This is a genomic window from Nocardia noduli (genome assembly GCF_019038455.1).
Classification (GTDB): domain Bacteria; phylum Actinomycetota; class Actinomycetes; order Mycobacteriales; family Mycobacteriaceae; genus Nocardia; species Nocardia noduli.
On the sequence record NZ_JAFMPL010000118.1, the window covers coordinates 1 to 23,579 of the forward strand.

23 protein-coding genes and 1 riboswitch are annotated in these 23,579 nt (G+C 67.2%); of the genes, 6 read left to right on the plus strand and 17 right to left on the minus strand.

Translation table 11 applies throughout. From position 1 onward, the window contains the following. Positions 1-218: 218 nt before the first annotated feature. Genes yhjD through JZ792_RS35660 form a run of 3 tightly spaced genes read right to left on the minus strand, consistent with a single transcriptional unit; the run spans position 219 to position 3,276 of the window. The gene (gene yhjD, locus JZ792_RS35650; protein ID WP_216917312.1) at positions 219-1,247 is read right to left on the minus strand and encodes an inner membrane protein YhjD; all 1,029 of its coding nucleotides are present in this window, start codon (positions 1,245-1,247) and stop codon (positions 219-221) included. A gap of 42 nt (positions 1,248-1,289) precedes the next feature. After that, positions 1,290-2,321 (minus strand): tryptophan--tRNA ligase, encoded by a 1,032-nt coding sequence (gene trpS / locus JZ792_RS35655; RefSeq protein ID WP_216917313.1) that lies wholly within the window; start codon positions 2,319-2,321, stop codon positions 1,290-1,292. Positions 2,322-2,343: 22 nt separating this feature from the next. Continuing rightward, complete coding sequence (locus JZ792_RS35660) at positions 2,344-3,276, minus strand: oxygenase MpaB family protein (RefSeq protein ID WP_216917314.1); 933 nt, start codon at positions 3,274-3,276, stop codon at positions 2,344-2,346. A 99-nt stretch (positions 3,277-3,375) separates the two neighbouring features. On the opposite strand from JZ792_RS35660, the gene JZ792_RS35665 reads away from it, so the two are divergent. Then, a complete protein-coding gene (locus JZ792_RS35665) occupies positions 3,376-4,005 on the plus strand; it encodes a TetR/AcrR family transcriptional regulator (RefSeq protein ID WP_216917315.1) in 630 nt (209 codons plus the stop codon). A gap of 67 nt (positions 4,006-4,072) precedes the next feature. Here JZ792_RS35665 and JZ792_RS35670 read toward each other — a convergent pair whose 3' ends face one another. From JZ792_RS35670 to JZ792_RS35680, 3 genes are read right to left on the minus strand one after another with little or no spacing between them, the layout of a single operon-like run. Next, positions 4,073-4,576 (minus strand): barstar family protein, encoded by a 504-nt coding sequence (locus tag JZ792_RS35670; protein ID WP_109525539.1) that lies wholly within the window; start codon positions 4,574-4,576, stop codon positions 4,073-4,075. Next, on the minus strand, positions 4,576-5,067 hold the full coding sequence (locus JZ792_RS35675; protein WP_216917316.1) for a ribonuclease domain-containing protein: 492 nt from the start codon (positions 5,065-5,067) through the stop codon (positions 4,576-4,578). Before JZ792_RS35675 ends, JZ792_RS35670 begins: the two co-directional genes overlap by 1 nt. Continuing rightward, the gene (locus JZ792_RS35680; RefSeq protein WP_216917317.1) at positions 5,064-5,852 is read right to left on the minus strand and encodes an exodeoxyribonuclease III; all 789 of its coding nucleotides are present in this window, start codon (positions 5,850-5,852) and stop codon (positions 5,064-5,066) included. Before JZ792_RS35680 ends, JZ792_RS35675 begins: the two co-directional genes overlap by 4 nt. Positions 5,853-6,022: 170 nt before the next feature. Between JZ792_RS35680 and ephH the strand changes: the two genes are divergently transcribed. Continuing rightward, positions 6,023-6,946, plus strand: coding sequence for an epoxide hydrolase EphH (gene ephH / locus JZ792_RS35685; protein WP_216917318.1), 924 nt, complete (start codon positions 6,023-6,025; stop codon positions 6,944-6,946). Between the two features lie 39 nt (positions 6,947-6,985). Here ephH and JZ792_RS35690 read toward each other — a convergent pair whose 3' ends face one another. The 9 genes from JZ792_RS35690 to JZ792_RS35730 form a co-directional block, all read right to left on the minus strand. Beyond that, on the minus strand, positions 6,986-8,242 hold the full coding sequence (locus tag JZ792_RS35690; RefSeq protein ID WP_216917319.1) for an acyl-CoA dehydrogenase family protein: 1,257 nt from the start codon (positions 8,240-8,242) through the stop codon (positions 6,986-6,988). A 19-nt stretch (positions 8,243-8,261) separates the two neighbouring features. Beyond that, on the minus strand, positions 8,262-9,140 hold the full coding sequence (locus JZ792_RS35695) for an SDR family oxidoreductase (protein ID WP_216917320.1): 879 nt from the start codon (positions 9,138-9,140) through the stop codon (positions 8,262-8,264). A gap of 99 nt (positions 9,141-9,239) precedes the next feature. Further along, a complete protein-coding gene (locus JZ792_RS35700) occupies positions 9,240-10,115 on the minus strand; it encodes a MaoC/PaaZ C-terminal domain-containing protein (protein WP_216917321.1) in 876 nt (291 codons plus the stop codon). Between the two features lie 15 nt (positions 10,116-10,130). Continuing rightward, positions 10,131-10,568: a type II toxin-antitoxin system Rv0910 family toxin gene (locus JZ792_RS35705; RefSeq protein WP_216917322.1), complete on the minus strand. Its 438-nt coding sequence runs from the start codon at positions 10,566-10,568 to the stop codon at positions 10,131-10,133. Between the two features lie 56 nt (positions 10,569-10,624). Next, on the minus strand, positions 10,625-11,830 hold the full coding sequence (locus JZ792_RS35710; protein WP_216917323.1) for a lipid-transfer protein: 1,206 nt from the start codon (positions 11,828-11,830) through the stop codon (positions 10,625-10,627). A 325-nt stretch (positions 11,831-12,155) separates the two neighbouring features. Further along, entirely contained in the window at positions 12,156-12,800 is a 645-nt protein-coding gene (locus tag JZ792_RS35715) for a TetR/AcrR family transcriptional regulator (RefSeq protein ID WP_216917324.1), read from the minus strand. 49 nt (positions 12,801-12,849) lie between these two features. Beyond that, positions 12,850-13,989 (minus strand): MFS transporter, encoded by a 1,140-nt coding sequence (locus JZ792_RS35720; protein ID WP_216917330.1) that lies wholly within the window; start codon positions 13,987-13,989, stop codon positions 12,850-12,852. 313 nt (positions 13,990-14,302) lie between these two features. After that, positions 14,303-15,520 (minus strand): NADP-dependent isocitrate dehydrogenase, encoded by a 1,218-nt coding sequence (locus tag JZ792_RS35725; protein WP_109525529.1) that lies wholly within the window; start codon positions 15,518-15,520, stop codon positions 14,303-14,305. A gap of 351 nt (positions 15,521-15,871) precedes the next feature. Then, positions 15,872-17,365: an MFS transporter gene (locus tag JZ792_RS35730; RefSeq protein ID WP_216917325.1), complete on the minus strand. Its 1,494-nt coding sequence runs from the start codon at positions 17,363-17,365 to the stop codon at positions 15,872-15,874. Between the two features lie 148 nt (positions 17,366-17,513). Between JZ792_RS35730 and JZ792_RS35735 the strand changes: the two genes are divergently transcribed. The 3 genes from JZ792_RS35735 to metX all read left to right on the plus strand — a co-directional run bounded on the left by JZ792_RS35735 (position 17,514) and on the right by metX (position 20,957). Then, positions 17,514-18,227, plus strand: a complete 714-nt coding sequence (locus tag JZ792_RS35735; protein WP_216917326.1) for a TetR/AcrR family transcriptional regulator — start codon at positions 17,514-17,516, stop codon at positions 18,225-18,227. Positions 18,228-18,279: 52 nt separating this feature from the next. Further along, a riboswitch (SAM riboswitch) is annotated at positions 18,280-18,390 on the plus strand. A 90-nt stretch (positions 18,391-18,480) separates the two neighbouring features. Further along, positions 18,481-19,806, plus strand: a complete 1,326-nt coding sequence (locus JZ792_RS35740) for a bifunctional o-acetylhomoserine/o-acetylserine sulfhydrylase (protein WP_216917327.1) — start codon at positions 18,481-18,483, stop codon at positions 19,804-19,806. Beyond that, on the plus strand, positions 19,803-20,957 hold the full coding sequence (gene metX, locus JZ792_RS35745; RefSeq protein ID WP_216917328.1) for a homoserine O-acetyltransferase MetX: 1,155 nt from the start codon (positions 19,803-19,805) through the stop codon (positions 20,955-20,957). The genes JZ792_RS35740 and metX overlap by 4 nt, the downstream gene beginning before the upstream one ends. A 59-nt stretch (positions 20,958-21,016) precedes the next feature. On the opposite strand, the gene JZ792_RS35750 is transcribed toward metX, so the two are convergent. Further along, the gene (locus JZ792_RS35750; protein WP_308165588.1) at positions 21,017-21,682 is read right to left on the minus strand and encodes a TetR/AcrR family transcriptional regulator; all 666 of its coding nucleotides are present in this window, start codon (positions 21,680-21,682) and stop codon (positions 21,017-21,019) included. A gap of 167 nt (positions 21,683-21,849) precedes the next feature. Between JZ792_RS35750 and JZ792_RS35755 the strand changes: the two genes are divergently transcribed. Further along, complete coding sequence (locus tag JZ792_RS35755) at positions 21,850-22,788, plus strand: oxygenase MpaB family protein (RefSeq protein ID WP_216917329.1); 939 nt, start codon at positions 21,850-21,852, stop codon at positions 22,786-22,788. Positions 22,789-22,866: 78 nt separating this feature from the next. On the opposite strand, the gene JZ792_RS35760 is transcribed toward JZ792_RS35755, so the two are convergent. Further along, a complete protein-coding gene (locus JZ792_RS35760; RefSeq protein ID WP_109525684.1) occupies positions 22,867-23,112 on the minus strand; it encodes a DUF3017 domain-containing protein in 246 nt (81 codons plus the stop codon). Between the last annotated feature and the right edge of the window lie 467 nt (positions 23,113-23,579).

Here is a 23,579-nt window from a genome sequence, read left to right on the forward strand (position 1 = left end):
GCCGTCCTCCGACGACACCGTGACGCAGGCCGAACCCCACGGCGAAGCCCACCGGTCGACCACGAAGACCCTCCTGCTGGTCGGCGGCGTCGTCCTGGTCCTGGCCCTACTCGTCGGCGCCCGCCGCACCAGCCGCCCCCGACGGGACCGCTACCGCCGCTGACCGCAAAGCCGCCCTGACAGAAAGCGCTGGTCCGGCGCGGATCGGCCGATCGGGCTCAGCGCCGTCCGGAGAACCGGCGCACCTGGGTCAGCGCCAAGGCCGCGAGCGCGCCCGCGCCGAAGGCGACCGCTGTCCCGGGAGACGCGCCGGGACCGCTCACGCGCGGCCTGATGACGGCGGGCGCGGGCACCGGGGTGTCGGCTTCGTGGAGGTTGTCGCGGGCGGTGGCGGCCCACGCGGTGGCGAACAGGATGATGCGGTAGGTGATGTAGCTGAAGACCATCAGGCCGATGATCGAGCCGAAGGTGGCGCCCGCCGGACTGCGCAGCACGATCTGCAAATAGATCGAGGCGACGAATTTGAACGCCTCGAAGGCCACCGCCGCCAGCAGGGCCGCCCGCGCCGCGCTCTTCAGCGTGACGGGCTCGCGTGGCAGCCTGGCGATGATCCAGGCGAATACTGCCCAGGTCGCCAGCAGGGCGAGCACGATGGAGGCGAGGGCGAGCAGGAAACGGGCGCCGGGCAGATCCGAGAGGCCGAGTGATCGAAGCACTTCCGAGCCGAGGGTGCTCGACCCGAGCGCGGAGAGTCCGAACGAGATGACGAAAGCGAGCCCGAGTCCGACCAGCGCGCCCAGATCCGAGAGTTTGCTCATGAACCAGTTGGGTTCCTGGGTCTTCTGGTCCCACTGTTCGGTGAGGGCGGCCCGCAGATTCGCCATCCAGCCCAGTCCGGCGTAGGCGGCGCCGAGCAGGCCGAGGACACCGACGGCGCCGCGCGACTTGATGGCCTGATCGATCAGCTCGTTGATCTGCTCGCCGAGCGAACCCGGAATGTTCTCGACGATCTTCTCCTGCATCTCCACGAGCAGGCTCGGGTGGCTGGACAGGATGAAACCCGCTACCGCGAAAGCGACCATCAGCAGCGGGAACAGCGACAGCACCGTGAAATAGGTGATGCCGGCCGCGTAGTAGTCACCACGCTGACGCTGATAGCGCCCGCCCGCCCGGATCATGTGATCGAGCCACGGGCGCGCCTGGACGCGACGTTCCACCCAGGCCTTGCTTTTGTCGATCACCTGCACTGTCCAGCCCCTTCGAACCGAAACCTCGCGGGTACCGCCGCGTCAGCGAGCCAGGAAGCCGACCCGTTCGTAGACCTGTGCGAGGGTGTTGCTCGCGATCTCCCTCGCCCGCTCGGCGCCGCCGGCGAGGATGCGGTCGAGTTCGCCCTGGTCCGCCAAATACTCTTCCACCTTCGCACGCAACGGCGTGACAAATTCGACCAGCGCGTCGGCGACGTCGGATTTCAGGTCGCCGTAACCCTTTCCGGCGTAATCCTGTTCCAGCGTGACGATCGGCGCACCGGTCAACGAGCTGAGGATCACCAGCAGATTGCTGACGCCCGGCTTGGCCTCCGGGTCGTAGCGGATCTCGCGCTCGGTGTCGGTGACGGCGGATCGGATCTTCTTCGCCGTCACCTTGGGGTCGTCGAGCAGGTTGATCAGCCCCGCGTCCGTCGACGCGGATTTGCTCATCTTCGCCGTCGGATCCTGTAGGTCGTAGATCTTGGCCGTGCCCTTGACGATATGGGCCTCCGGCACCACGAACGTCTTCTTGAAGCGGGTGTTGAAGCGCTGGGCCAGATTTCGGGTGAGTTCGAGGTGCTGGCGCTGGTCCTCGCCGACGGGCACCTGATGCGGGCGGTAGAGCAGGATGTCGGCGGCCATCAGCACCGGATAGGTGAACAGGCCGACGGTCGCGTTGTCCGCGCCCTGTTTGACCGACTTGTCCTTGAACTGCGTCATCCGGCTCGCCTCGCCGAAGCCGGTGATGCAGCTGAGCACCCAGGACAGCTCGGCGTGCTCGGGCACCTGGCTCTGCACGAACAGCGTCGACTTCTTCGGGTCGATGCCGAGCGCGAGCAACTGGGCCGCCGATGCCTTGGTACGCGCCCTGAGCTGCTTGGGATCCTGCGGCACCGTGATGGCGTGCATATCCGGGATGAAGTACAGCGCGTCGTAATCGTCCTGCATCGTCACCCAGTACTGCAGCGCGCCGAGATAGTTACCGAGGTGGAACGATTCGCTGGTCGGCTGGATCCCGGACAGGACACGCTGCTTGCGTTCTGCGGCCGGGGTGTGCGCAGGACTGGACATACCGCCAATCCTTCCATGCCACTCAAGCGGAATTTCGCGCCGCCCGGGTGCGCGGCTCCACACCGGGCATACTCGGACGCCCGGTGCGCGCGAGTTCGTGTTCACGGCGCGAGACCAGCGTGTAGGCGGGCGCGCTCGGCCCGGCCAGCGTGCCGCGCAACACCGGCGGCACCAGCGGCGGACGGATGTGCGCGGCCCGGATGCCGGTGGCGAGGGCGCGGTAGCCGAGTTGATCGGCCGCACCCCAGTCCATGCCGTACAGCTCGCGGATGCGCGGCGGCAGGCTGCCGCGCACCAGCAGATAGAACGCCGAGGTCAGCTGGTGCATCGGCGCCGCCTGCCGGTACGCCACCTTCTCGCCCGCGAGATAGGAGCCGACCAGGCGCGCCTCGTCGGTGAGGAACAGTTCGTCCGAGGCCAGATAATCGTCGAAGTACCGGCGGAAGCCCGCGTAGGTCGCCGGGGCGGCGTCCACGGGCATGCCGAACAGTTCGGCCCAGCGCACGTAGTCGTGGTAGAGACCCTCGCGCTCGCCGTCGGTCATGGTCCGCACCAGCAGGTCGTACATCGCTTCGGCCGAGTCGAAGGTGAAGGCCATGGTCATGAACATCAGGTGCGGATCGAGGGCGGAGTAGCCGGTGCCCGCCGGGTGGCGCGCGCCCGCGTCCTCGGGGAGCGCGCCGGTGACCTTCGCGTGCTTCTTCGTGGTGAACGCCAGCGCCCGGTCGGCCTCCTGCTTGCTGCCGAGGAAGACCGCCTCGAACAGTTTCCCGGTGAGGGCGAGCCGGGTGTACGGGGTCATCCGGTGCTCGGTGTTCTCGGCGGTGCCGACGTAGAGCAGCGGATGCACCGCGCCGATGACCAGGGCCCGCTGCCCGTAGGTGAGGCCGACCGCGCGCTTGCCCATGACCCGTCGAGCCATCGAGCGTTCGGAGAAATAGCCGGGGTCGGACATGGGAGCCTCCTGGTCACGCGTATCTGGCAATAGAATCCCCCAGATATCCCATTCTGGCAATAGTCGCTACCAGAATTGGGCCCGTGCCAGAATCGAACCGTGACAGCGCAGCGGGCCTACGGCGGCATCTCCGCGGACGAGCGCCGGACCCTGCGGCGCACCGCACTGCTGGACGCGGCCCTGGCGCTGATCGGCGAGCAGGGGCTCGCCAAATTCACGGTGTCCGGGCTGTGCGCGCAGGCGGGACTGAACGAGCGCTACTACTACGAGAGTTTCGACAGCCGCGAGGCCGTGCTGACGGCACTGATCGATCGGATCGCCGAGGAATTGGCCGTCGCGATCATCGAGGCGCTGCGCGAGGCTCCCGACAACTCACGGGCCAAGGCCCACGCCGCGATCACGGCGGGTATCGGTGTGCTCACCGATGATCCGCGCAAAGCGAAGGTCGCCGTGATCGCGGGTCAGGCCACCCCCGAACTGCGGGCGAGGACCACCGAGACCGTCCGGATCTTCGCGAGGCTGGTCGCCGCACAGGGCATCGACTTCTACGGAACGGCCGCCCCCGAGCCGGTGATCGATTTCCGCGCCACCTACCTGGTCGGCGGACTGGTGCAGACCCTCACCGCCTGGCTCCAGGGCGATCTCCCCATGACCCGCGAGGAACTGATCGACCACACCACCGACGTCTTCGTCCTGCTCGGCGAGGATCTCGCGGGCCGACCGGGCTGACGGAACCACCGCCGAGGACGTCCTCGGCGGCGGTTTTTCCCGAACGGTGGCTTTCCCGAGCGGTGGCTCAGTCGAGGCTGAGCGGCGCGATCCGGGGCGGAGCGGGTTTGCCCTGGAAGATCACGCGGAAGGCGACCTCGCGTCTGGCCCAGTAGTCGGCGCAGTCACGCATCGCGGTCGTGAACCATTCCCGCTCGCGCGGTGCGTCGGCGAGCAGTTCGTCCGAGGTGCGCAGCACCACGATGTAGCCGGGCGCCTTGCCGATGAAATCGTCCAGGTCACGCAGACATTCGTCGAAGGCGTCCTTGTTGGCGCCGAAGTAGTACGGGAATTGGAACGCGGCGGCGAATTCGTCGAACAGTCCGGTGAGACCGCGCATCTTCGCGGAGCGCAACTCGCGCACCTGATAGCCGCTCGGCGCGCGAGAACGCAGACTGCTCAACTCTGCCGCGTCGACGCTGAGTGCGCCGAGGGCAGGACCGCTCGCCTTGGAGACGGCCGCGACCATCGGCGCCGCGCCGAGCGCGACGGGACGGGCAAGGAACTGCGACAACGGAACCGGTTTGTTCATCAGCGCATCCTCGTGAAAGTCGTGTAGTGGTCACCGGTGTACCAAGCGGATCCGTCGCTGCCGGTGACGATGCGTTCGGCGTCGCGGGATCTGTTGCGTTGCTTGGGGTTCACATCCCATTCCCGATAGGTGACGGCACGGCCGTCGGCATCGGTGCGCGGCAGGTCGCCGCCGCGATTCATCCATTGCTCGCCGCCCTTGGTACCCGGCGCGTTCGCCGAATCCGGCCAGCGTCCCGCGTCGATCTCGACCAGGGTCTCGTACGCGCGTTCCGGAACGCCCGCGACTCGCGCGGGTGCGGCGGGCGACGCGACGGGCGAGGCGGCGGCGCGGGTGGTCGTCGGGGACAGTGAGGTGACGGCGGTGGTCTTCGCGGTCGAATCGGTACCGCCGGTCTCGCCGCCACGCCCGGCCAGCACGGCGACTAGCGCCACCACCGCCAGCGCGACGAGCGCGCTCAGCAGACGCATCACCTTGGGGTCGAGTTTCATCGGTACTGCACCGTCACCGGGGCGTGATCGGACCAGCGCAGGGCATAGGTGGGCGCGCGTTCCACGATCGCCTGCTTGGCCCGTGCCGCCACCTCACCGCGCGCCAAGTGGTAATCGATCCTCCAACCGACGTCGTTGTCGTAGGCGCGACCGCGGTAGGTCCACCAGCTGTAGGGACCCGGCACGCCGGGGTGCAGGGCGCGCACCGTGTCGACGTAGCCCGCCGCGAGTATCCCGTCGATCCAGGCGCGCTCGCCCGGCAGGAAACCCGAATTCTTCACATTGCCCTTCCAGTTCTTGATGTCGAGTTCGGTATGGGCGACGTTCCAGTCGCCGCAGATCACGAAATCCTGTGCCCGCGAGGTCAGGTGCTCCCCGAGCTGCCCGAGGAACCGGTACTTCTCGTCCTGCATCGGCGTATCCGCCTCGCCGGTGTGCACGTACACGCTGGCGACGGTCAACTCGTCGAAATCGGCCTCGATGTAGCGGGCCGCACTGTCGAATTCCGGTCTGCCGAAACCGATCCGGACCGCCGACGGTTCGCGCCGCGACAGGATCCCCACCCCGGCCCGGCCCTTGAGACCCGGTTCGGCGTGCGCTAGGTACCAGCCCGCGTCGAGGACCGAGGCGAGCGCGGCGCGCGTCTGAGCGTCGGTGGCCCGGGTCTCCTGGACACAGACGATGTCGGCCTCGGTGGTGGCCAGCCATTCGAGCATCCCTTTGCCGGTCTTGCCCGTAGCAGCGCGGATGCCGTTGACGTTGACGGTCGAGATGATGTAGGGCACGTGACGACGGTACAGCGCGCACCATGCGCCCCACTCCCACAGGACCGTCCCCCGGAGTCCGGCGGCGGCCCGGTCATGTCGGGAAACGCTGTCGCAAACAACTGGACGACCGTACAATGCAGGTCAGACCTACTCTGCCGGACATCGCAGTCCAGGAAGGGGTGACGACGATGACGTCCGATGCCTCCAACCCCCTGGCCCCCGCTACGCGCGCCGTCACCGCGAAACGCGCGACCACGGCGAAACGCTCCGTCCGGAAACCCGACACCAGGCCGAAACCGACAAAAGCGCTGCACATGGGTTCGGGTGACCCGTTGCTGCTGCTGCACGGTTTCATGTTGTCGCCGCACTGCTGGGAGCAGACCGCGGCCCGCCTCGCCGGGCAGTGCGAGGTCTTCGCCCCGGCCTTCGCTGGGCACTGGGGCGCCGAGGCGCCCGACGGCCCGGCGATGAACGTGCACGTCCTGGCCGATCGGGTCGAACGACAGCTCGACGAACTCGGTTGGCGCACTTGTCATATCGCGGGTAATTCGCTCGGCGGGTGGGTCGGTGTCGAATTGGCCAGGCGCGGCCGGGCCCGCACCCTCACCCTGATCGCGCCCGCGGGCGGCTGGAATTCGCCCTCGCTGACCCAGATCCGGGTAGGGATGAAATTCCTGTCGTTGGTGCCGCTGGTCGAATTCGGCAAGCTGATCGGCGATTTCGCCGCCGGGAATCCGGTGGTCCAGCGTTTCGCGAGTCTGCTGCTCGGCCGCAGCGCCGCCTCGGTGCCCCGTCGCGAGGCCACGGCGGCCATCACCGCCGCCCTGCACTGCGACGCGATGATCCCGATGCTCCTCGGCGGTCTGCGCGCGCCCGCGCTGGAGGATCTGTCCACCCTGACCACGCCGGTACGGCTGCTGCTGGCCGAACACGACCACATCATCCCCAACCGCGTCTACGCGCGCCGTTTCCTGCGGGAACTGCCCGACTCGGCCGACCGCATCCTCGTCAACGGGGTCGGGCACGTCCCCATGCTGGAGTCCCCCGACCGGATGGCCACGCTGATCGCCGAACACGTCTACGCCAGCCGCACCCGTCTGCGCGCGGTGTGACCGGTCCGGGTGCGGCGCGCGCCGCACCCGGTTCCGCGCCTATTGCGCGAGCAGACCTTTGGCGATGTGGGTCACCTGGATCTCGTTGCTGCCCGCGTAGATCATGAGCGATTTGGCGTCGCGGGCGAGCTGCTCGACCCGGTATTCGGTCATGTACCCGTTACCGCCGAACAACTGGACGGCCTCCATGGCCACTTCCGTCGCGGCCTCGGAGGCGTACAGCTTGATGGCCGACGCTTCGGCCAAGCTCGGCGGTTTACCCGCGCGCCCCCGCTCCAGCACGTTGAAGACCATGTTCTGCACGTTGATCCGCGCGACCTCCATCTTCGCCAGTTTCAGCTGGACCAGCTGGAATCGCCCGATCTCCTGTCCCCAGAGTTTGCGACTCTTCGCGTACTCCAGGCACAGACGATGGCATTCGTTGATGATGCCGAGCGCCATGAAACCGACGCCGATCCGTTCGGCGGTGAAACTGGAGCGGGCGCTGTCGCGGCCGTCGCCGCCGCGATGCTCCTCGGTCTCACCGAGCAGCCGGTCACGGCCCAGGCGCACACCGTCGAAGAACAGCTCGCCCGTCGGCGAGGAGTGCAGCCCCATCTTCTTGAACGGTTTGCCCTGCGTGAAGCCTTCCATCCCCGCGTCGAGGACGAAGGTGAGCACCTTGCGGTCGCGTTTGTCGGCGCCGTCGCCCTCGTCGAGTTTGGCGTAGACGACCACGACGTCGGCGAAGGGACCGTTGGTGATGAACGTCTTCTGTCCGTTGAGGATGTAGTCGTCACCGTCACGCCGGACATAGGATTTCATCCCGCCGAACGCGTCCGATCCGGAATCCGGTTCGGTGATGGCCCACGCCGCGACCTTGCGCATGGTCACGATATCGGCGAGCCAACGCTGTTTCTGGGCGAGCGTGCCACGCGACATGATGGTGGTGGCGCCGAGTCCGATGGAGACACCCATCGCGGTCACCAAACCCATACAGACGCCGGACAATTCGCCGATCAGCACCGCCATCATGGATTCCTGCCCCGCGAAAGGGCTTCCGCCGGAGGATTTCTTCTCCGGCGCGGGCTCACCGGCCGCGACCGCCTCGGCCTTCGCCTGTTCCTTGGCCAGCGATTTCTCGATCGCCTCACCCGCGACGGCGTCGATGCCGAACTCGCCGAACAGTTTCCGGATGATCGGATACGGCGTCATCTCACCGCTGTCGAGCGCGTCGAGATGGGGACGGACCTCTTTGTCGACGAAGGTCCGCACGGCATCGCGGATCATCACATCGGTTTCGGACCATTCGAACATCGTTGTTCTCCTTACCTGATCACGGCAGCCGGGCGGCGATATCGTCGATGAGCCACGGCCCTTCGGCCTCGATCGTCTTCACGTCGTGCCAGCCGGACAGCTCCGAGATGGCGCCGCCCTGGACGGCGAAAACCTTGCCGGTCGTCACGCACTCGTCCGATGCCAAGTATGCGACCAGCGGGGAGATATTGGCGGGGCTGAAGGCGTCGAATTCGTCCGCGCCGAGTTGTTCGGCCTCGGCGGCCAGCATCGCGCCCATTCCGGGGGTGGCGAGGGTGAGCCGGGTGCGCGCGATCGGCGCGATGGCGTTGACCCGCACGCCGTAGCGCCCGAATTCCTCCGCGGCCACCAGGGTCAGCGCGGCGATCGCGGCCTTGGCCGCGCCGTAGTTGGCCTGTCCGGCGTTGGGCAGTGTGGTTCCCGAGGCCGAGGCGGTGTTGACGACCGCCGCGCTGGGCCGATTGCCCGCCTTGCTCTGCTCTTTCCAGTACGCCCCCGCGTGGTGCAGCATCGCGGCGTGCCCCTTCAGATGGACCGCGATCACCGCGTCCCACTGCGATTCCGTCATTCCGGCGAGGAAGGCGTCGCGCAGGATGCCCGCGTTGTTGACCACCACGTCGAGGCCGCCGAATTCCGAGACCGCCTGCTCGACGAGTTTCCGCGCTCCCTCCCAGCTCGCGACGTCGTCGGTGTTGGCGGCGGCCCGGCCACCCGCGGCCACGATCTCGTCGACGACCTGCTGGGCCGGACCGGTGTCGGCGCCCTCGCCCGCATTGCTACCGCCGAGGTCGTTGACCACGACGGCCGCGCCTTCCGCCGCGAACAGCAGCGCGTGTTCCCGACCGATGCCGCGACCCGCACCGGTGACGACGGCGACCTTTCCTGCCAATACGCCCATGAGCTCTCCTCGTCTTTCCGCGCGGCTCCCGCGCGGTGATCACCATCCGCCCACCTACCGGCGGAGGTGCTGAATTCCTCGGAAACGACCGCCGACGGATCAGTCGGCGATCTCGGCCACTCCGTCACTGAGGACGACGTCGGTCCCGCGCACCGTCTCGAAGGCGTAGGTGGTCTTCCCGTTCTCGGACCCGGCCTTCCAGACACGGGTCTCCAGGTCGTCGCCGGGGAAGACCATCTTGGCGAAACGCACCGCGAATCGCGTCAGTCGACGGGTGTCCGAGCCCGCCACCTCGGTCAGCACCGCCCACGACGCGAACGCCATGGTGCACAGACCGTGCGCGATGATGCCCGGCAGTCCCGCGTCCATGGCGACCTGCTCGTCCAGGTGCAGCGGCACCGGATCACCCGCCGCGGGCGCGTAGCGGTAGGTCTGGTCGGCGTCGACGTGCTGGGACACCACCGCGACCGGCTCGGTCGACCGCAGCGCCTCGTCGAATTTGTGTGTCGGCGCGGCCGCGCCGACCGACTTGCTCGCGTGGATATCGCGGAAGAAGGCGGTCAGATACTGCTCGTTGACCAATTCCCCGGCGTGGTCACGACATTCGACGAGTATCGAGATGGAGGTCCCGTTGGCCCGACTGGTGTAGCCGATCGCCTTGGCCCGTGACACCAGCCGGTCGCCCGGCTCGATCGCCCGGTGGAAGTGGAAATCCTGCTCGCCGTGCACGACCCGGCCGAAGATATTCGTCGGCGCGACATCGATCACCGGCATCAACATCGCCTCGAAGACCGGGACGATGGCGAAAACCGGTGACGCGACCGCACCGGCGCGGTGTGCGGGAATCGGATCGTTGGTGGCCGCCGCGTATTCGGCGATCCGCTCCGAGGTGACCTCGAAAGTCTCGTCCTCGCACCAGGTTTCCAAACCCGCGTCGTCGAAGGCCACCACGCGGGTGCCGGACTGCGCTGTCATCGTCGCCCCTCCGGATCAGGCCGAGGCCAGTGCGTCGAGCTGTTCCAGCGAGGTGTCCAGCTGTTTGAGTCCGTCCTTCTCCACCGCCTTGCCCAGCGCTCCCTTGATGAGCGCGCCCTCGAAATCACCGGAGACGACGACCGTGCTGCCGCCCTCGCCCTTCGCCCGGATATCGAAGGTGAATTCGGTTTTGACACCGGCCATTCCGGTGCCACCGAGGGTGAGCCGGTGCGGCTGTGCCACGGACACCACGGTCCATTCGAGTTTGTTCGCCATGCCGAGCATGACGATCTTCGCGACGAGTTTCGAGCCCTCGGCCAGCGCGGCGGGCGGTTCTTCGAGGAAACGCTCGTGGATGGTGAACCATTCGGCCCACGTCTGCGGGTCGGCGACGACGGCCCACAGCGCTTCCGGGGTGGCGTTGACGTCCTTGGTGGCCTCGATATGTCCCATATCCGGCTCCTTCTCGGTGAATTGCGGTGCGGTACGGCGCCTTTCGGCGAGGAAACTCAGCGGTCGGCGCGGCGGTAGGCCGTGACGACGGCGGCACCGCCGAGACCGATGTTGTGTTGCAGACCCGCGGTCACGTTCTCGACCTGGCGTTTGTCCGCAGTGCCGCGCAACTGCCAGGTGAGTTCGGAACACTGCGCCAGACCCGTCGCGCCCAGCGGATGCCCCTTGGAGATCAGGCCGCCGGAGGGATTGACGACCCATTTCCCGCCGTAGGTGGTGGCGTCGCTGTCGACCAGCCCCGCGGCCTCGCCCTCCCCGCAGAGGCCGAGCGCCTCGTAGAGCAGCAGTTCGTTGGCGGAGAAGCAGTCGTGCAATTCGATGACCTGGAAATCCTCCGGCCCGAGTCCGGCCTGGTCGTAGACCTTGCGCGCGGCCTGGACATTCATGTCGTAGCCGATCAGGTTCTTGGCCGTGCCGTCGAAGGTCGACGCGAAATCGGTGGTCATGGTCTGCCCGACGATTTCCACCGCCTGCGCGGCCAGACCGTGCCTGTCCACGAAATCCTCGCTCGCCAGAACGACCGCGCCGGACCCGTCGGAGGTCGGCGAGCACTGCAATTTGGTGAGCGGGTCGTAGATCATCCGCGAACCCAGGATGTCGTCGAGGGTGTATTCGTCCTGGAACTGCGAATACGGATTGTTCACCGAATGCTTGTGGTTCTTGTAGCCGATCTTGGCGAAATGCTCGGCGGTGGTGCCGTATTGCTTCATGTGCTCGCGGCCCGCCGCGCCGAACATCCACGGGGCGACCGGGAAGAGCACCTCCGAGATCTCGGCGAGCGCCATGACGTGTTTGGCCATCGGCTGTTCGCGATCGTCCCAGGTCGACCCGAGCGAGCCGGGCTGCATCTTCTCGAAACCGAGCGCCAGCGTGCATTCGGCGAGGCCGCCCCGGATGGCCTGCGCCGCGAGATACAGCGCGGTCGAACCGGTGGAACAGTTGTTGTTCACGTTGAGCACCGGAATACCGGTCATCCCCAGTTCGTAGACCGCGCGCTGGCCGGAGGTCGACTCACCGTAGACGTATCCGACATAGGCCTGCTCGACCTCGCGGTAGTCGATTCCGGCGTCGGCGAGCGCGGCGGTGCCCGATTCCCTCGCCATATCCGGGTAGTCCCAATCGGTGCCGTCCTCATTCTTTCGGCGTCCCGGCTTCTCGAATTTCGTCATGCCGACACCGACGACGTAGACCTTGTTCGCCATCGAACTCCCTCAGTTTTCGGACCGCCCGCGCTGGTGGCTACGTGGCGTGTCGCTTTGAACCGAACCGATAACAAACATACGAGCATGTATGTAACTACGCAAGGTGGCGACGGATCCGACTATTCCAAAACCCCGCTGCCTGCAACGAGAGACTGGATCTCCCACATACAGTCGATCTCGTATGTGAAGGACCGCAGGGCCGCAGGGCCGCAGGGCCGCAGGGCCGCAGGGCCGCAGGGCCGCAGGGCCGCAGGGCCGCAGGGCCGCAGGGCCGCAGGGCCGCAGGGCCGCAGGGCCGCAGGGCCGCAGGGCCGCAGGGAGACTGTCAGTCGAGCGAGTCGACCTTCTTCAGCGCGGCGTTCGCGATCCCCCGCAGATGCACACAGGCACGACGCCAGCGGCGATGCGCCCGTTCGGAATCGGCGTCGATGAAATTCGCGACGAGAATGCCGCGCAGCGCGTCCATCGCGGTGTAGACGAAATCGCGGGCTTCCTTGCGGCGCATCTCGTCCGGCACGAATCTGGCCACCGCCATGAGCACCGCGTTGTTGACGAAAGGTTCGACCTTCTCCATCGCCGAGGCCAGCACCGGATCGGTCCGGCCCGCGACCCACAATTCGGCCGTGGCGATGAACAGCGGCCCCTGGTGTAGTTCCCACAGGAAGGCCAGCGCGGCGTCGACCGGATCGGTGCCGACCACCACCCGATCCATCTCGCGCATCGCGGTTTCGGCGCGCCGCTGCGCGAGATGGCTGATGGCCGCGACCACCAGGTCGGTCTTGGATCCGAAATGATGGACCTGCGCACCCCGGGTGACCCCGGCCCGCTCGGCGACCCTCGGCGTGGTGGTACCCGCGTATCCGTACTCGACCAGACAGTCGATCGTCGCGTCCAGCAACCGCGTCCGCATTTCGCTGCTGCGCTGTTCCTGGGTGCGGCGCTGCGGTTTGGGGGCGTCGGTCCTGGTCATTCGCACGATCCTACACTTACATACAGTCCTGTATGTTCTACGGCGAGCGTCAGGCGGGATTCCTGCGGGCCGCCCGGACGGTCAACGCGAACAGGACGACACCGAGCACGGCTAGTCCCGCGCCGACGGCCGCGGGCGCCGAGTAACCGAGACCGGCGGCGATGACCACGCCGCCGAGCCACGCGCCCGCCGCGTTGGCGATATTGAGGGCCGCGTGATTGAGGGCCGCGGCGAGGGTCTGCGCGTCGGCGGCCACATCCATCAGTCGGGTCTGGAGCCCCGGGGCCAGCGCCGCGCCCGACGCGCCGATCAGGAACGCGCCGATCCCCGCGGTGAACGGATTGTGCGCGGCGGCGATGAATCCGGCGAGGATGACGACCATGGCGATCATCGACAGGAAGATCGCGCGATCCACGCCACGGTCGGCGAGCACGCCGCCGACGATATTGCCGACCACCATGCCGACGCCGAACAGCATCAGCACGATCGGCACCAGACTCGACGACATGCCGGCGACATCGGTCAGCGTGGTCGTGATGTAGGTGTAGACGGCGAACATCCCACCGAAGCCGACGGCGCCGACCGCCAGGGTCAGCAGCACCTGCGGGCGTCGCAGCGCGCCGAGTTCGGTCACGGGATTGGTGATCTTGATTCCGGTGAGTTCCGGAACGAATCGCAGGAGTGCGAGCACGGTGGCGGCGCCGATGAACGCCACCACCACATAGGCGTCGCGCCAGCCCAGATGCTGACCGAGCCACGTCGCAGCGGGAACGCCGACGACATTGGCGGCGCTCAATCCCAGCATAACCGCGGCAACGGCCTTGGCGCGCTGTCCAACCGGGGCCAATGTGGCCGCGGCCAGCGACGCCACACCGAAGTACGCGCCGTGCGGCAGACCGGAGACGAAACGGGAGAGGACCAGGGTCGCGAAATTCGGCGCGAAGACGGTCGCGATATTGCCGACGGTGAAAGCCACCATCAAGAACACGAGCAGCCGCTTGCGCGCGACCCGCGCGCACAGTGCCGCGATCACCGGCGCGCCGACGACGACGCCGAGCGCGTAGGCCGACACCGCGTACCCGGCCGTCGGCTCGGAGATATGCACGGACTCCGCGATATCGGGCAGCAAACCCATGGTGACGAATTCGGTGGTGCCGATGCCGAAGCCCCCGAGAGCGAGGGCGAGCATGGCCGGAATATGCCAGTCCGTCCGCTCGGCGGGCACGGTCGTCTGCGCGATCACGGGACTGGTCACGCCTTCATGTAACCGGTGCCCGTCCATGATCTCTTCCCGCGCGTACGTGAGTTGAGCCACCCGCACCGGCCTGACCGGACATTCTCGGACGCGACGGGCAGATACCTGCCCACGGCGACCGCGAATGTCCGCGTGGACCGCAGACAGCTCGGGCACCCACCTGTGGGCGGGTGCCCGTGTCGGCCCGGCGCTGGGAGATCCCAGCGCCGGAAGAGGTGAGCGTGTGAGCTCGCCTCCTTCACCTGGTTCAGCGCAGGGCGCGGGCCAGGTTCTCGTCGAGCGCGCCGAGGAATTCCTCGGTGCTCAGGTAACTCTGGTCGCCGCCGACCAGCGCCGCGAGGTCCTTGGTCATCTGGCCGCCTTCGACGGTCTTGATGACGACGTCCTCGAGGGTCTGGGCGAAACCGATCACCTCGGGGGTGTTGTCCAGCTTGCCGCGGTGCTCGAGCCCGCGCGTCCAGGCGAAGATCGACGCGATCGGGTTGGTCGAGGTCGGCTTGCCCTGCTGATGCTGCCGGTAGTGCCTGGTCACGGTGCCGTGTGCGGCCTCCGCCTCGCAGGTACGGCCGTCCGGGGTGAGCAGCACGGACGTCATCAGGCCGAGCGAACCGAAGCCCTGGGCCACGGTGTCGGACTGGACGTCGCCGTCGTAGTTCTTGCAGGCCCAGACGTAGCCGCCCTCCCATTTCATGGAGGAGGCGACCATGTCGTCGATGAGGCGGTGCTCGTAGGTGAGGCCCGCCGCGTCGAACTGGGTCTTGAACTCGGCGTCGAAGACTTCCTGGAAGGTGTCCTTGAACATGCCGTCGTAGGCCTTGAGGATGGTGTTCTTGGTGGACATGTACACCGGGTAGTTCTGCGCGAGTCCGTAGTTGAACGACGCGCGGGCGAAGTCCTCGATGGACTTGCGGAAGTTGTACATGCCCATCACGACGCCGCCCTCTTCGGGCATCTTCACGACCTCGTGGACGATCGGCTCGCTGCCGTCCTCGGGGGTGAAGGTGAGCGTGACGGTGCCGGCCTCGAAGACCTTGAAGTCGGTGGCGCGGTACTGATCGCCGAACGCGTGGCGGCCGATGATGATCGGCTTGGTCCAACCGGGGACCAGGCGCGGCACGTTCGAGATGATGATCGGCGCGCGGAAGATGGTTCCGCCCAGGATGTTGCGGATGGTGCCGTTGGGCGAGCGCCACATCTTCTTCAGGCCGAATTCCTCGACCCGGGCCTCGTCCGGGGTGATGGTGGCACATTTGACGCCGACGCCGTGCTCTTTGATGGCGTTCGCGGCGTCGATGGTGACCTGGTCGTCTGTTTTGTCCCGGTACTCGATTCCCAGGTCGTAGTACTCGAGGTTCACGTCGAGATAGGGATGGACCAGCTTGTCCTTGATGAACTGCCAGATGATCCGGGTCATCTCGTCTCCGTCGAGTTCTACGACGGTGCCTTCAACCTTGATCTTGGACATGGATCTTCGTGTCCTCCTAGGATGGTGCCCTCATTGCACGGCCAGGTGAACACGCTTGTGAGCGGACCCCAGCTGTTCCAACAGACAACGTATATGCCCCGTCTTGTCGGCGGGACGAGTGGTGCAAAACAAGACAAGCGTACTGCTGGTGATGTGCTCACCGCGCGGGGAGGTACCACTGTGCGTAACCTCGCAGCGTACCCGGGTCACGGTGTCAGTTGTTACCCGCAGGTAGGTATCGGGTGATCGGGAGCATATCGTCGCAGGTCACGCATAAGGCGTCTACCTGGCGAAACGACGAGGGCCCGCGCACCGCAACCGGCACGCGGACCCACGATCGGATTCGTTTCCTCAGACCGCCATCGGCACCTTGACGTCGTCCTCGGCTCCCTCGATCAGATTCTCCGGCTTGTCCCGGATCATCAGCGCGATCACCGGGATCGCGGCCAGGAAGAAGCCCGCGCCCACGTAGAACGCGACGTCGTAGCTGTGGATCGAGGCGCGCGCGGCGAGATCGGACACGGTCGGGTTGTCGATCACGTAATCCTTGGCGACCTGCACGGAGATCGTGGTGAGCAGCGCGGTACCCACGGCGCCGCCGACCTGCTGCGCCGCGTTCAGCAGCGCACTGGCGACACCGGAGTCCTGCTCGTCCACCTGATGCAGGGCCACGGCCTGCATGCCGACGAACAGCGGGCCCATGCCGAGCGCGATCAGCGACTGCGCGGGCAGCACGCTGAACGCGTAGCCGTCGCCGAAACCGAGTTGGGCCAGCCAGAGCAGACCGACCGTGCCGAGCACTGCGCCCGCCAGCATCAGCGGACGCGGGCCCAGCTTGGGCAGCAGGGTGCTGGTGATACCCGCGGAGATGGCGATGCCGATCGGGAAGGGCAGGAAGGCCACACCCGCCTTCAGCGGCGTGTATCCCAGCGTGTTCTGGAAGTAGAAGCTCAGGAACAGGAACATCGCGAACATCGCGATCGGAACAAGCAGCGCCACGATCAGCGCGCCGCCGCGGTTGATCTCACCCGGAATACGCAACGGCAGCAGCGGATTCGCCGAGCGTCGCTCGACCCCGACGAAGACCGCGAGCAGGACGACGCCGACGGCGAGCAGACCCAGCGTGCTGCCCGCGGTCCAGCCGTCCTCGGCGGCGCGACTGAAGCCGTAGACGATCGCGACCAGACCGAACGTCACCGAGACGGCGCCCGGCACGTCGTAACCGCCGGTACGCGGCGCGGGGACGTCCTTGAGGACGAAAGTGAGCGCGCCGATCAGCGCGATGATCGCGATCGGGGCGTTGACCAGCAGGGTCCAGCGCCACGAGGCGTATTCGGTGAGCGCGCCACCGGCGAGCAGGCCGATCGCGGCGCCCGCGGCGGAGATGCCCGCGAAGATCGAGAAGGCCGTCGCGCGCTCCTTGGCCTCGGTGAACGTCACCGAGACCAGTGACAGCGCGGCGGGTGCGAGCAGTGCGGCGAAGGCGCCTTGCAGGCCGCGGCCCACGAACAGCTGAGCCCCGTTCTGCGCGAGTCCGGCCAGCGCCGACGCGGCGGCGAAGCCGATCAGGCCCGCGATGAAGATGTTGCGGCGGCCCAGGTAGTCCGCCATGCGGCCGCCGAGTAGCAGCAAACCGCCGAAGATCAGCGTGTAGGCGGTCATCACCCACTGGGTGTTGCCCTGACTGATCTCGAGATCACGTTGTGCGAATGGCAGTGCGATGGTCACGATAGTGGCGTCGAGAACCACCATGAGCTGTGCCAGCGCGATAACTGCGAGGGCGAGCCAACGTGCGGAACTCCCCCGTTTCCCCGGTGCGTCGGCCGCCGATGCGGTGTCGGTCATCTCGGTCTCCTCGTTCGAAGTACAGGACTTTCGGATCAAGTCGGCTAATCCTGTCACTGTCAGACATTTGGCGTCAAGAGAAAAATGTCGCAATCAGACATTTGCCTGCGGCTGCCAAACAGTAACAGTCGTGGGATAGAATGCGGAAATGCTCGACTCACCAGCGCCGATCGACGTGGCCGCCGATGCCCGCGCCACCGGCTCGGCTCGGGGACGCTGCGGCCCCAGCCTGCGCGAGCGCAAGAAGATCCAGACCCGCGCGCGCATCATCGAAGTCGCCCTGAACCTGTGCGACAGCCAGGGCTTCGAGGCGACCACCGTGGAGCAGATCGCGCACGCCGCCGACGTGTCACCACGCACCGTGAACAGGTATTTCGAGACCAAAGAGGACATCATCCTCGGCCCGATCTCCGATTTCGGCGAAGGCGTCGCTGTCGCCCTGCGTCAGCAGCCGCGGGCCGACAGCGATCTGCGCGCGCTGTGCAACGCCTACCTCGCGATCATCGACAGCGCCGCCAACGGCGGGGACGTCACCTCGTTCCGGCAGTTCCAGCAAATGCAGCGCATCGCGCGCAACAGCCCCGCGGTCAACGCCCGCGCCCTGGAATTCGGCGAGACCAAGACCACCGCGATCACCCGATGCCTGGCCGAACGCACCGGCGACGCCCCCGGCGCCCTGCGCGTGCGCCTGGTGGTGGCCACCTGGCAGATGCTGTGCCATATCGCGATGGCCGATTCCGAGGAACTGGTCGTCAACAGCGACCCGCAGACCGCCGCCCGCGCCGCTCGCGCCGCGGTACTCACCGCGTACAACGAGCTCCAGCGCATCTGCTCGCAGTCGCGCCCGCTCGAATCCGCGTGATATTTCCAACGGAATTCGGGCGTTTCGCACCGTCCGGTTACCATGTTTCTCAGGTCATGAGTGCCAGCGTCAAGCCCCGGCTCGCTGGTCGGCAACCCTCCAGCTGCGGTGGGGTGCTCCGGGTGATGACCGGGCTCCCGAAGGCCGGGAGCAAGCGCGCTGTTCAGGAGGATTCCCGAAATGTGTTGTTGTCCGTCGCCCGCGTTGCGATAACCCGTTCGTCCGGCGAACAACCCCTCATTTGGAGAACGATATGAGCGATCCAACGACATCCCCGATCGATCCGGCCGCATGGTCCTTCGAGACCAAACAGATCCACGCGGGCCAAGCCCCCGATCAGGCCACCGGCGCACGAGCACTGCCGATCTACCAGACCACCTCGTACGCGTTCCGCGACACCGATCACGCCGCGGCGCTGTTCGGGCTGGCCGAACCGGGCAATATCTACACGCGCATCATGAATCCCACCCAGGACGTGGTGGAACAGCGCATCGCCGCGCTGGAGGGCGGAGTGGCCGCGCTGCTCGTCGCCTCGGGGCAGGCGGCCGAGACCTACGCGATCCTCAACCTGGCCTCGGCCGGTGATCACATCGTCTCCAGCCCGCAGCTCTACGGCGGCACCTACAACCTGTTCCACTACTCGCTGCCCAAACTCGGCATCGAGGTCTCCTTCGTCGACGATCAGGACGATCCCGAACAGTGGCGCGCCGCCATCCGGCCCAATACCAAAGCCTTCTTCGGCGAGACCATCGCCAACCCGAGTAGCGCCATCTTCGACATCCGCGGGATCGCCGATGTGGCCCACGCGGCAGGCATCCCGCTGATCGTCGACAACACCGTCGCCACCCCGTACCTGATCCAGCCGCTGGTCCACGGCGCCGACATCGTCGTGCACTCGGCGACGAAATACCTCGGCGGACACGGCACGGCCATCGGCGGCGTCATCGTGGACGGCGGCACCTTCGACTGGACGGTGGCCGACGCCGACGGCGTGTCGCGCTACCCCGGTTTCACCACGCCGGACCCGAGCTACCACGGCGCGGTCTTCGCCGATCTCGGCGCTCCCGCCTACGCGCTCAAGGCGCGCGTGCAGTTGCTGCGCGATCTCGGCGCCGCGATCTCGCCGTTCAACGCCTTCCTGATCGCCCAGGGTCTGGAGACACTGAGCCTGCGGATCGAGCGGCACGTCTCCAACGCGAAGGCCGTCGCCGAATTCCTCGCGAACCACGAGGACGTCGAAGCCGTCTTCTACGCGGGCCTGCCCACCTCGCCGTGGTACCAGCGCGCCGCGGCGCTCGCCCCCAAGGGCGCGGGCGCGATCATCGCCTTCGACCTGCGCGGCGGTATCGACGCGGGCAAGAAATTCGTGGACGCGCTGACCCTGCACAGCCACGTCGCCAATATCGGCGACGTGCGGTCGCTGGTGATCCACCCGGCCTCGACCACACATTCACAGCTGACACCGGAGGAGCAGTCGGCCGCGGGCGTGACGCCCGGCCTGGTCCGCCTCGCCGTCGGCATCGAAGGCATCGAGGACATCCTCGCCGACCTACGCGCCGGTTTCGCGGCGGCGACGTGACCGTGAGCACCGAGCCGAGCACCGCCCGTCCAGTGACCGGTACGACATTGCTGCCACCGCCGGACGGGCGGCTCGGCGTGATCACCATCGGGGATGTCCGGCTGGAGAACGGCGCCGTCGTCCCCGATGTGGGTCTCGCGGTGCAGCGCTGGGGCGAACTGTCTCCCACGCTGGACAATGTCGTCCTGGTCGAACACGCGCTGACCGGTGATTCGCACGTGGTCGGCGCGCCCGACGGGCTGCATTCGCAGCCCGGCTGGTGGGACGGCATGGTCGGCCCCGGTGCGCCGATCGACACCGACGAATGGTGTGTGATCGCGACGAACGTGCTCGGCGGCTGCAAGGGCAGCACCGGGCCCGCGTCGCTCGCGCCCGACGGGAAACCGTGGGGCGCGCGGTTTCCGGAGATCTCCATCCGCGATCAGGTGAACGCGGAGATCGCGCTCGCCGACCTGCTCGGCATCGACCGGCTCGCCGCGGTGGTCGGCGGGTCGATGGGCGGTATGCGAGTGCTGGAGTGGATGATCACCGCCCCGGCGCGGGTGGCGGCGGCCCTGGTGCTCGCGGTCGGCGCACGCGCCACCGCCGACCAGATCGGCACCCAGACCACCCAGATCGCCGCCATCACCTCCGATCCGGACTGGCAGGGCGGCGATTACCACGGCACCGGCCGCGCCCCGACGGCCGGAATGGGTATCGCGCGCCGGATCGCGCACCTGACCTACCGGACCGAAGGCGAATTGGATCACCGCTTCGAGAATCACGCCCAGGGCGACGAGGATCCGTGGCGCGGCGGACGTTACGCGGTGCAGAGCTACCTGGAACACCAGGCCGAAAAGCTCTGTAGCCGTTTCGATCCCGCCACCTACGTGTTGCTCACCGAGGCGATGAACCGGCACGACGTCGGCCGTGGACGCGGCGGTGTCGCCGCCGCACTGGCCTCGACCCCGGTGCCGTGCGTGGTGGGCGGCGTCGACTCCGATCGGCTCTATCCGCTGCGGACCCAACAGGAATTGGCCGAACTGCTTCCCGGCTGCGACGGTCTGGAGATCGTGCACTCCCGCGACGGGCACGACGGCTTCCTGACCGAAGCGGCGGCGGTGTCGAAACTGCTGATCGAGACCATGCGGCTGGCGCGCGAAAACCGCTGAGGCGCGGACTTTCCCGATCGTGCGGTCGGTCATCGAATTGTGCGCTGCCGAGTAGCGAACTAATCGACCGGGCCGACCAGTAATCGGACCACCGCGTCGACGAAGCCTTCTATGCGTTCTCGCGGATACTCGTCGGGATCGTTGACGGCCAGACGGCCGAGCATCTCGGCGATGGTGAGCAGCGAATTGGTCAGCAGCGCCGAGTCGATCCCCGCCAGACGCGGTTGCAACGCGATGCCCATCCGCACCAGCGCCTCGGCCTGGTCGAAGACGCTCGCGCGCGAATTCCCCAGCGCCTCACGGTATTCCCCCGGAGCGCGGTCGGGCGCGGCGAGAATGAGCCGCCACCGCGTCGGATTCTCCAGTGCCACACCGACGAAGGATTCGACCGTCGCCGAGGCCGCGACCACCGGATCGGCGCCCATCAGGTCGGTCGGCAGGGTCTGCGCCACCTGCTCCAGCCCGCGCTGCTGCTCCCGATCGAGCAGGGCCGCGACGAGTTCGGCGCGGGTCTTGAAGACGGTGTACAGCACCGGCTTACCGACCCCCGCCTCCTGCGCGACCGCCTCCATGCTGAGTTCGTGCAACTCGACCCGACCGAGCACGGCGTAGGCGGCGTCGAGCAATTGCTCCCTGCGCTCGGCCGGAGGCAGGCGCGGCGCGTAGCGCCTGCGCGGCCGATCGGTCTGCGCCGGGGCTCGCGGCACCCGGCCCGGTGTGGTCACGACCGTCTCACCTCCATCGCTCCATCCTGACAGCAGCGACGTCGAATGCGGAAAGCGCGGCAAATCCTACGCACCCGTTGTATTGATTCGCCGCCATTGCTACGGTTGCGTTGTATTCAATGGGGCGCCGGGAGCCGCGGCCCCATCCCTCAGCACAGGAGCATGTGATGCACTTCGATCCGACCACGCTGCGCCGCGACGACTACGGCTTCTTCGGCCCCGGTTCCCCGAGCTGGAAGATCTGGACCGCGCCCACCGCGGTGATCGGCTTCCAGCGCGCGGTGGTGCTCGAACACTTCGACCCGTTCCTCACCGCCGCCGTCGCCGACTCGCGCGGGATCTACTCCGATCCCCGCGCCCGACTCGACCACACCTTCTCCTACTTCCTGCTCGTCGCGATCGCCGACGGCCGCACCGCCGTCCAGGCCGCCGACCACCTGATGCGGATCCACGCGCCGATGACCGGAATCGAACCGATCAGCGGCAAGCGCTACAGCGCGAACAGCCCGGAAACCCAGCTGTGGATCCATATCACCGGCTGGCATTCGGTACTCAAGGCATACGAGGTCTTCGGTCCCGGGCCGCTCACCCCCGAAGAAGAGACCCGCTACTGGGCCGAATGCGCCGTCGCGGCCGAATTGCAGACCTGCAAACCCGAGGACGTGCCGCGCTCACGCGAGCAGGTGCGCGAATACTACGCCCGGGTCCGGCCCCGGCTGTGCAGCTCCGAACGCGCCGAAGAGGGTATGCACCACCTCCTGTGGACACCGCGAAGCAATGGTGCGGGCATGTCGTATTACGTCGGCAGCCGGTTGCTTTCGCTCGCCTCGATCGCACTGCTACCGAAATGGATGCGCACACTCGGCCACGTCGACCGCCCCGGCATCGTCGACCTCGCCGTCGCCCCACCCGCCAAATCCCTGGTGTGGGCATTCACCCGCTTCGACAAGGCGGGTTTGCTCCGAGCTGCCCCGTTCATCGCGCCGATGGCGGGGCGGATTCTCGCCCAGCACATCGAAGGCGCGCCGCCCGCACGGTTGGAAACCACCACACCCACTGTCGCGCGGGAGCGGTACGGGATGCACGGGGTATCGAAAGCGATCTGAAATACGGTGTATTGCCGATCTTTTCGCGATGATCGGGCGGTCCGTACGGCTTCGGCCTGATCGATCTGGACCGACCGGTCAGCCGACGCCGACCGTGCTGATGGTCGCGGCGAGCGTCACGATGGCGGAGCCGAGCAATCCGAGCGCCGCCACATCGAAGGGTCTGCTGCGCACCGCGAGCAACCCGACCTGCGCGGTCGGCAGGCACAGCCGAAACGCCGCGGCCAGCAGGGTGGCGCCGCCGAAGAACAACGCGCCACGTCGCCAGCGATCGGAGGCGACGAAGATGACGGCGAGCAGGATGACCAGGGTCACCACCACCATCGGCAGATGGCAGCGCAGGAACCGCGCCCCCGCGCTGGGCCGCCTTCCCGTGGGCGATTCGACATCGGTCACACCCCGATTCTTGCAGACCCGCGCCGGACCGGCACCGAACCCGGCTCGCGAACGCTCCCCCCGCGGACACCCGTACCGACAGACCCGCACGGTTGCGCCGATGAATCACCCGTCCGTACCTCGCGACGTGCCCTCCGTTCCGGCGCACAACCGAACCGAGCGGCCACGTATCCCCCACTCGCCCTTGACCCGCACCGTTCCTCCGTACCAGACTGGGCCCGGCATACGAGGCCCGCGGATCCGGCGGAAACCTTGTTCACCGGGGACGAAATCGGGGGAAGACCATGCGAATCGATCGTGCCGTCATGACCTTCGTGACGCTGGTGACCGCGCTCGGCGGCACCGCGAGCTGTTCCGATAACGCCGTCGCCCCACCCGCCCGGCCGACCGTCGAC

Bases quoted from the DNA above. Each gene is read 5' to 3' on its own strand.
- JZ792_RS35675 (WP_216917316.1), bottom strand. From the start codon at position 5,067: ATGAAACTCGACCCCAAGGTGATGCGTCTGCTGAGCGCGCTCGTCGCG.
- JZ792_RS35660 (WP_216917314.1), bottom strand. From the start codon at position 3,276: ATGTCCGACCCCGGCTATTTCTCCGAACGCTCGATGGCTCGACGGGTC.
- JZ792_RS35740 (WP_216917327.1), top strand. From the start codon at position 18,481: ATGAGCGATCCAACGACATCCCCGATCGATCCGGCCGCATGGTCCTTC.
- ephH (WP_216917318.1), top strand. From the start codon at position 6,023: ATGACGTCCGATGCCTCCAACCCCCTGGCCCCCGCTACGCGCGCCGTC.
- JZ792_RS35720 (WP_216917330.1), bottom strand. From the start codon at position 13,989: ATGCTCGCCCTCGCTCTCGGGGGCTTCGGCATCGGCACCACCGAATTC.
- JZ792_RS35715 (WP_216917324.1), bottom strand. From the start codon at position 12,800: ATGACCAGGACCGACGCCCCCAAACCGCAGCGCCGCACCCAGGAACAG.
- JZ792_RS35735 (WP_216917326.1), top strand. From the start codon at position 17,514: ATGCTCGACTCACCAGCGCCGATCGACGTGGCCGCCGATGCCCGCGCC.
- JZ792_RS35695 (WP_216917320.1), bottom strand. From the start codon at position 9,140: ATGGGCGTATTGGCAGGAAAGGTCGCCGTCGTCACCGGTGCGGGTCGC.
- JZ792_RS35700 (WP_216917321.1), bottom strand. From the start codon at position 10,115: ATGACAGCGCAGTCCGGCACCCGCGTGGTGGCCTTCGACGACGCGGGT.
- JZ792_RS35690 (WP_216917319.1), bottom strand. From the start codon at position 8,242: ATGTTCGAATGGTCCGAAACCGATGTGATGATCCGCGATGCCGTGCGG.
- JZ792_RS35725 (WP_109525529.1), bottom strand. From the start codon at position 15,520: ATGTCCAAGATCAAGGTTGAAGGCACCGTCGTAGAACTCGACGGAGAC.
- JZ792_RS35730 (WP_216917325.1), bottom strand. From the start codon at position 17,365: ATGACCGACACCGCATCGGCGGCCGACGCACCGGGGAAACGGGGGAGT.
- JZ792_RS35755 (WP_216917329.1), top strand. From the start codon at position 21,850: ATGCACTTCGATCCGACCACGCTGCGCCGCGACGACTACGGCTTCTTC.
- trpS (WP_216917313.1), bottom strand. From the start codon at position 2,321: ATGTCCAGTCCTGCGCACACCCCGGCCGCAGAACGCAAGCAGCGTGTC.
- JZ792_RS35760 (WP_109525684.1), bottom strand. From the start codon at position 23,112: ATGGTGGTGGTGACCCTGGTCATCCTGCTCGCCGTCATCTTCGTCGCC.
- JZ792_RS35705 (WP_216917322.1), bottom strand. From the start codon at position 10,568: ATGGGACATATCGAGGCCACCAAGGACGTCAACGCCACCCCGGAAGCG.
- JZ792_RS35670 (WP_109525539.1), bottom strand. From the start codon at position 4,576: ATGAACAAACCGGTTCCGTTGTCGCAGTTCCTTGCCCGTCCCGTCGCG.
- JZ792_RS35710 (WP_216917323.1), bottom strand. From the start codon at position 11,830: ATGGCGAACAAGGTCTACGTCGTCGGTGTCGGCATGACGAAATTCGAG.